Annotated in this window: 5 protein-coding genes and 1 pseudogene; 5 read left to right on the top strand and 1 reads right to left on the bottom strand. The window is 69.9% G+C overall.

Annotation, left to right across the window (positions count from 1 at the left end; translation table 11 throughout):
• The 5 genes and pseudogenes from VD972_RS02065 to VD972_RS02045 all read left to right on the top strand — a co-directional run.
• Positions 1–491: pseudogene (locus VD972_RS02065) on the top strand (SAM-dependent methyltransferase); the annotation flags it as partial.
• On the top strand, positions 488–1,099 hold the full coding sequence (locus VD972_RS02060) for a chemotaxis protein CheW (protein WP_324979923.1): 612 nt from the start codon (positions 488–490) through the stop codon (positions 1,097–1,099). The pseudogene VD972_RS02065 and the gene VD972_RS02060, both read left to right, overlap by 4 nt.
• A complete protein-coding gene (locus VD972_RS02055; protein ID WP_324979920.1) occupies positions 1,089–3,305 on the top strand; it encodes a hybrid sensor histidine kinase/response regulator in 2,217 nt (738 codons plus the stop codon). The genes VD972_RS02060 and VD972_RS02055 overlap by 11 nt, the downstream gene beginning before the upstream one ends.
• The gene (locus VD972_RS02050) at positions 3,302–4,357 is read left to right on the top strand and encodes a chemotaxis protein CheB (RefSeq protein ID WP_324979918.1); all 1,056 of its coding nucleotides are present in this window, start codon (positions 3,302–3,304) and stop codon (positions 4,355–4,357) included. Before VD972_RS02055 ends, VD972_RS02050 begins: the two co-directional genes overlap by 4 nt.
• A gap of 49 nt (positions 4,358–4,406) precedes the next feature.
• Entirely contained in the window at positions 4,407–6,002 is a 1,596-nt protein-coding gene (locus VD972_RS02045; RefSeq protein ID WP_324979915.1) for a methyl-accepting chemotaxis protein, read from the top strand.
• A gap of 77 nt (positions 6,003–6,079) precedes the next feature.
• On the opposite strand, the gene VD972_RS02040 is transcribed toward VD972_RS02045, so the two are convergent.
• Positions 6,080–7,860 (bottom strand): AAA family ATPase (locus tag VD972_RS02040; protein WP_324979912.1); only part of this gene is annotated, 1,781 nt, incomplete at its 5' end.

The following is a 7,860-nucleotide window of genomic DNA, read 5'->3' as shown; positions in this document are numbered from 1 at the left end:
CGATCACCCCTGTCCCCCTGCCGCCCGGGGCCCTTTCGGGTCAGCGGCCTCCCTCGCGCTCGGGGCCGTCCGTGATGACCCCTGTCCCTCTGCCACCCGGGGCCCTGCCGGCGCAGCGGATGCCCTCGCTCTCCGGGTTGCCCGCTGTGACGTCCTCGGCGCCTCGTCCACCCGCGGCTCCTCAGCGCACCCCCTCGCAGTTCCACCTGGAGGCACTCGAGCACATCGAGCAGGGAGACATGACTCAGGCCACCCGTATGCTGGAGGCACTGGTGAGGCAGTACCCGGACTATCTCCCGGGCCTGTTGGAGCTGGCGCTGCTGCGCGAGCGCAGCGGGTCACGCTCCGCGGCCTACCCGCTGATGCGGGCCGTGCATGCCCGGGCTGCGGTGCTGCCGCCGGACCAGATCGTCGAGGGGCCCGAGTCGCTTCCCGCTCGCTTCTACAAGGCGTCCGCGGACGCCTACCTCAACCTGGGAGCCGCTGAATGAAAGGCACGCCACGGCCTCCGGAAGAGGCTCAAGAGGGTGAGCTGCGTGATCTGCTGCCGCGGCTCCCGGACGAGGCGCAGGAGCAGGAGGTCCGCGAGCTCCTGGAGGAGCGCGCGAAGCGGCTGCGGGGGCTCGATCAGAGCGACGCCAGCCGTGAGGATGCGGTGCTCCTGGTGGCGGAGTTCCCGCTGGGGGAGGAGCGCTATGCGCTGCCGCTCGAGGCGCTGCGCGCGGCGCTGCCGCTGCGGATGGTGACACCCGTGCCCCTCTCCTCACCCCACGTCATTGGCGTGCTGCGCTTCCAGGGCCAGGTGCTGGCGGCCCTCAGCCTCGCCTCGCTGCTGGGGGGCCATGGCTGGCGGCAGGATCCCGCGGTGCTCCTGGTGGTGGATCGCGGCGACGGGGAGCTGTGCGCCGTGGACTGCGAGGCCATCCCTCGCCCCATCGGCGTCCCGGTGAGCGCGGTGGAGGCGGCGCGCGCCCGCTCCGAGGGGGCCATCATCGAGGTCCTCTTCGGCGCGCAGCCCGGCCAGCAGCAGCTCGTCCATCTCATTGATCCGGCGCGCCTCTTCATGCGCGGTGGGGCGGGAGCGCGCCATGGGCGTTGATCCGCTCCTGCAAGGGCTCGTCGCGGGCTTTGCCGCCGAGGCGCAGGAGGTCTGCCAGAAGGTCACCATGGACCTGCTGGATCTGGAGCGCGGCGTCCTGGACACCGAAGGGCTGACCAAGGCCTACCAGCGGCTGGGGCGCTATCTGCACACGCTCAAGGGCAGCGCTGCCAGCCTCGGGCTGCAGGACCTGAGCGAGATCGCCCACAAGCTGGAGGATGCGCTGGCCCCCCTGCGCGCCAGCGTCCAGCAGATGCCGCGGCCCGTGGTGGATGTGCTGCTGCACGGCCTGGACATCTTCATGCTGCGCGTCCACGCGCACGCGGATGGGCGGGGGGACTCGCTCCCGGACTACACCGCCGCGCTCGCCCAGCTCGTCACCGAGGCGCCGGCCCCGGAGCCGGGCGCTTCCCCTGCCGCCGCGTCTCCTGCCGCATCTGCCACGGCCCCTGCCGCACCTGCTGCGGCCCCCGCGCCCGCGAAGCCTGCGAAGCCCGTCACCCTCGGTCCCTCCACGGCCACCGCGACCGCCGCGATGGAGGGAGGGCGCGACGAGACCCACGGGGAGACCTCAGAGGGCGCTGGCTGGCGTGTGAGCTCGCGGCAGGTGACGACGCTCATGCGCGAGGTGGAGCGCCTGCGTGAGGTGCGCCTGCGCATGGAGGAGCGCTTCCGGGAGCTGGAGAAGGTGGTAGCGCTGTTGGCCCGGCAGGGGCTGCTGGCGGAGACGGCCGAGGCGCGCACGCTGCTGTCCGGCGTGGGACGCGCGATGCGCTCCGACGGAGAGGAGACGGCCGACATCGTCGACGCGCTGGAGGAGGGCCTCAAGGCCATCACCACCCGGCCGGTGCGCACCATCCTCGAGCCCCTGCAGCGCATGGTCCGGGATCTGTCGCGTCAGCTCGGCAAGGAGGCGCGGCTCTCCGTGGTGGGCGCGGAGGTGTCGCTGGATCGGCGGCTGCTGGAGAAGCTCAACGGCGCGCTGGTGCACCTGCTGCGCAACGCGGCGGACCATGGCCTGGAGGCCCCCGCCGAGCGCGAGCGCACGGGCAAGCACCACGAGGGCGCGCTCACGCTTCGCATCGAGCAGCAAGGCAACCTCCTCTTCCTCGAGGCCAGCGACGACGGGCGCGGCATTGACGTGAAGAGCGTGCGCCAGATGGCCGAGTTCCGCGGCCTGGCTTCTTCCGAGGAGCTGGGGCGGATGAACGACAACCAGATCCGCGATCTCATCTTCCGCCCGGGCTTCAGCACCCGCACGGACGTGACGGACACCTCTGGGCGCGGCGTGGGGCTGGACGCGGTGCGCGCGGCGGTGGAGACGCTCCAGGGCCGGATCGAGGTGGCCAGCACCCTGGGGCAGGGCACGCGCTTCATGCTGACCCTGCCGGTGGAGCTGGGCAGCTCGCCCGTGCTGCAGGTGAAGGTGTTCGACCAGGAGATGGGCCTGCCCATGCTGGCGGTGGAGGCCACCCAGCTCACGAAGATGAGCGCCCTGCGCGTCACGCGCCGGCGTGCCCAGCTGGAGTACCAGGGGCAGATGCTCCCGGTGGTGGACCTGGGGGCCCGCCTGGGCTTGCGTGCCGCCCACATGCCCTCAGAGGGGCAGCCGCTCATGGTCATCAGCGCCGGGGGCAAGCGGGTGGCGCTCGCGGTGGACGCGGTGGTGGGCGATCGGGATCTCGTCATCCGCCCGCTGCCGGCGGAGGTGCGGGACGTGCCCGCCTACCAGGGGGCTGCCACCCTCAGCCGCGGCGAGCTGATGCTCATCCTCCGTCCGAGCTGGCTGGTGTCGGAGCCGGCGACCCAGGCCGCCTCCGCGCCGCAGCACCGCCGGGCGCTCGTGGTGGACGACTCGCTCACCGCGCGGGCCCTGCACCGGGCCATGCTCGAGGCGGGGGGCTTCGTCGTCCACCTGGCCTCCAGCGGCAAGCGGGCCCTGGATCGCCTGCAGACGGACAGCTACGACGTCGTCATCTGCGATCTGGAGATGGAGGAGATGGACGGCGAGGAGTTCATCCGCACCGTGCGCGAGCGCCCGGATACCCGGGAGCTGCCCGTCATCCTCGTCTCCACCCATGAGTCCGGGCGGGAGCGCGGGCGCGCCGCGGGCGCGGATGACTTCCTGAGCAAGCGCGACTGCGCCGAGGGCCAGTTGCTGAAGGTCGTAATGGACGTCATGAGCCGGCGGGGAGGGCGCTCATGAACACTCATCGCCCCATTCGAGTGCTGGTGGTGGACGACTCGCCCACCATGGTCAATACGATGACGACGCTCCTGTCCTTGGAGCCGAGGATCGAGATCGTCGGTCGTGCGGGTGATGGCAACCGGGCCGTGTCGCTGGCCCGGCTGCTGCGGCCGGATGTCATCACCATGGACCTGCTGCTGCCAGGGCTGGACGGGCCCGGGGCCATTGCCGCCATCATGGCGGACGCGCCTGCCCGCATCCTGGTGGTGAGCGCCGTGGCGGATCGCGGGGCCGATCTGGGCTTCCAGGCGATCCGGGCTGGCGCGCTAGAGCTCATCGCCAAGCCCAATGTGAGCAACGGTGAGGAGCTGCGCAAGTGGGGCAGGGAGCTGGTGAACTCCATCTGCCTGATGGCGGAGGTGCCTGTCATCTCTCGTCGGTCGCGGCGGGAGGTCGTCCCTCCGCTGCTCTCCAAGGGCGCCCGCGTGGACATCTTCGGGCTGGCGGCCTCCACCGGAGGGCCTCCCGCGCTGGCGGAGATCCTGTCTCGGCTGCCCAAGGATCTGCCCGTGCCCGTGGTGGTTGCCCAGCACATCACCGAGGGCTTCACCCCCGGCATGGTGCGCTGGCTCAGCCAGGTGACGCCGCTGGCAGTGACGATTGCCAAGGAAGGCGAGCGGCTGGAGCCGGGCAAGGTGTACTTCCCCCTGGATGGCCATGATCTCACCATTGACCGGGGGATCGCGCGGCTCGGCCGGACGCGTGGCGGACCCTGCCCCTCGGGGGATCTGCTGCTCTCCTCGCTGGCGCGCGTCTATGGGGGCCGTGCGGGGGGAAGCGTGCTCACCGGCATGGGGGATGATGGAGCACGAGGGCTGCTGGAGATCCGCCGGAGCGGGGGGGTGACCTGCGCGCAGGACGAGGCTTCCTCGGTGGTCTTCGGCATGCCCAAGGCGGCGCTGGACATCGGTGCCACCGAGCAGATCCTCCCGCTCTCCGCCTTGCCGGACTTCATCCGCCAGTGCTGCCTGAAGCCGTTCGATCGGCCGCCTCGTGGGGACGGGCCATGAACTCCGGGGCGCAGCACGAATCCTCCTCTCTCTGTATTGCGGTGCTCTCGTGAGATTGTCGCTCCGGTTTCGGCCTGCGCTCGGCCTGTCCGTCAAGTTCATCCTGGTGACAGGGGGCATCAGCGCCGTCCTGGCGCTCATCCTGACGACAGTGGCCACGCGGCGCCTGGAGGAGGGCCTCCTCAAAGCGCACGCGGGTGAGGGGGCCGCGCTCGCGCTCGGGTTCACGCGCGCCGTCGAGCACACCGAGGGCTCCGACGAAGTCTCGCTGCAGCTGCTCGTGGGAGCGTTCCGCGTGCAGGAGGGAGTCCGTTACATCTACGTGGAGGATCCTTCGGGGCGGGTCCTCGCTCACACCTTCCAGGGAGCTCCCCCCGTCGCACTGCTCAACGCAGCCCGCATCTCTCCGACGGGCCTGGCCAGTGAGCCGGAGGCGCGCCGGATTCTCCCCGTGGAGGTGGTGACGATGCAGGGGCAGGCGCGCGCCATCGACGTCGCGGTGCCGCTCGTGGGCGGGCGCGGTGTGGTGCACGTGGGTATCTCTCGCGACCACATCGAGAAGAGGGCGTCGGAGCTGCCCCAGGAGATGCTGCTGCTGGCGCTGCTGTTGGTGTCGGTCAGCGTGGCGGTGGCGGCGGTGTTCGTGCGCACGATCGTCCGGCCGCTGAGGAACCTCACCGACGTGGCGGCCCACATCGTCGAGTCCGGAGATCTCACGCGCCCCATTCACGTGACGAGCGGGGACGAGGTGGGGCGGCTCGCCCGCAGCTTCAGCCAGATGGTGGAGAAGCTGCGCGAGGTGACGATCAACCTGCAGCAGGCGGCGGACGCGCTCAAGCAGTCCACCGAGCATCTCAACACCTCCGCCGGCGAGCAGGCCCAGACGGTGTCCCGCCAGGCCGCGGCGCTGCAGCAGACGCAGGTGACGGCGCAGGAGATCAAGCAGACGTCCCTGCTGGCGGCGCAGAAGGCCGCCAGCGTGCTGGCGGTGGCCGAGCGGGCGGACGAGCTGGCCCGCTCTGGCGAGGCGGCCATCGAGCTGACCATGGCGGGGCTGAACGACATCCGTCAGCAGGTGGGAGAGATCGCCCAGAAGATCGTCGAGCTGGGGGAGCGGACGCAGCAGATCGGCGGCATCACCCAGACGGTGAAGGATCTGGCGGACCAGTCCAACATGCTGGCGCTGAACGCCGCCATCGAGGCGGTGCGCAGCGGCGAGCACGGCAAGGGCTTCTCGGTGGTGGCGCGAGAGATCCGCGCGCTGGCCGATCAGTCCATCCAGGCGACCAGCCGGGTGCGCGAGCTGCTGGACGACATCGGCTCGTCGGTGGCCGCGGCGGTGCGGATTACGGAGCGCGGCGCCGAGCGCATGGAGTCCGGGCTGACGCAGGTGCGCACGTCGGGACAGAACCTCAAGGAGCTGGCCAACATCGTCCAGGACAACGCCTCGGCGGTGAGGCAGATCGCCGCGGCGGTGAACCAGCAGAACGTGGGCATCAGCCAGATCACCCAGGCGGTGAACGAGCTGTCGAAGATGATGGACGAGACGGTGGCGCGCATCGGCTCTGCGGGCGAGGCGGCCACCACGCTGCAGATCATCTCCGAGCAGCTCAGCAGCGCGGTGCAGAGCTACCGGGTGGAGTAGCCTCAAAACACGAGTGGCCCCGGCACGGGATGCCGGAGCCACTCAGGACCGCAGCCTTCTTCAGGAACCGCAGAGGCCTACGCGGTGGCCACCACCTCGAGGGGCTCGATCTTCAGCTTGAGGCTCTCGCCCTCGACGTCGAAGCGGGCGGTCCCGCCGTTCTTCAGCTCGCCGAACAGAAGCGCCTCGGCCAGCGGCTTTTTCAGCGAGTTGTCCACCAGCCGCGCCATGGGCCGCGCGCCGAAGGCCGGATCGTACCCGTGCTCGGCCAGCCACGCCTTCGCCCGCGCCGTCAGCTCCAGCTTCACCTTCTTCTCCATCAGCATCTTCTGGAGCAGGCCCACCTCCTTGTCCACCACCTTGAGGATCACCTCCGGCGACAGGCCGCTGAAGAGGATCCACCCGTCCAGCCGGTTGCGGAACTCCGGCGTGAACGTCCGCTCGATGGTCTTCTTCGCCTTCGACGCGTCCGCCGCCCCCTGGATGTCCCCGAAGCCGATGGCCTTGGTGCTCATCTCCCGCGCGCCCGCGTTGGTGGTGAGGATGAGGATGATGTTGCGGAAGTCCGCCTTCCGGCCGTTGTTGTCCGTCAGCGTCGCGTGGTCCATCACCTGGAGCAGGATGTTGAACAGGTCCGGGTGGGCCTTCTCGATCTCGTCCAACACCAGCACCGCGTAGGGGTGCTTGCGGATGGAGTCCGTCAGCAGGCCGCCCTGGTCGAAGCCGACATACCCCGGAGGCGCGCCAATGAGCCGGCTCACCGTGTGCTTCTCCGAGTACTCACTCATGTCGAAGCGCAGGAACTCCACGCCCAGCACCGCCGCCAGCTGCTTGGCCAGCTCCGTCTTGCCCACGCCCGTGGGGCCCGAGAAGAGGAAGCTGCCAATGGGCTTCTCCGGCGAGCGCAGTCCAGAGCGCGCCAGCTTGATGGTGCTGGTGAGGTTCCGGATGGCCTCGTCCTGTCCGAAGATGACGCCCTGCAGCTCCTTCTCCAGGTTGCTCAGCTGCACGCCCTCCTGAGCGGAGACGCTCTTGGCGGGGATGCGCGCCATCTTCGCCACCACGTTCTCCACGTCCGCCATCGTCACCTTGCCGGTGCGCACGCCCTCGGGCTTGAGCTTCTCCGCCGCGCCCGTCTCGTCGATGACGTCGATGGCCTTGTCCGGCAGGAACCGGTCATTGATGTGCTTGGCGGACAGCTCCGCCGCCGCGCGGATGGCCTCCGTGTCGTACTTCACCCCGTGGTGATCCTCGTAGCGGCTCTTGAGCCCCTCCAGGATCTGCACGGTTTCCTCCACCGAGGGCTCGCCCACCTCGATCTTCTGGAAGCGCCGGGACAGCGCCCTGTCCCGCTCGAAGGAGCCCTTGAACTCCTGGTACGTGGTGGAGCCGATGCACCGCAGCCGCCCGTTGGCCAGCGCCGGCTTGAGGATGTTGGACGCATCCATGGAGCCGCCGCTCGTGGCGCCCGCGCCGACGATGGTGTGGATCTCGTCGATGAAGAGGATGGCGTTGGGGTGCTCCTGCAGCTCCTTGAGCACGCCCTTGAGCCGCTCCTCGAACTGGCCGCGAAACTTGGTGCCCGCCAGCAGGGAGCCCATGTCCAGCGAGTACACCGTGGCGCCCTTCAGCACGTCCGGCACCCGGCCCTCGTGGATGTGCAGCGCCAGGCCCTCGGCGATGGCCGTCTTGCCCACGCCCGTCTCGCCCACGTAGAGCGGGTTGTTCTTCCGCCGCCGGCACAGCACCTGGATCGTCCGCTCCAGCTCCTTCTCGCGGCCAATCAGCGGATCGATCCGCCCCTCCTTGGCCTCCTTGTTGAGCTCCGTGGTGTACGCCTCCAGCGGGCTCTTCTTCG

The organism is Hyalangium sp. (assembly GCF_035629615.1).
Taxonomy (GTDB): Bacteria; Myxococcota; Myxococcia; order Myxococcales; family Myxococcaceae; genus Hyalangium.
This window is presented reverse-complemented; position numbering and strand designations above follow the sequence as displayed.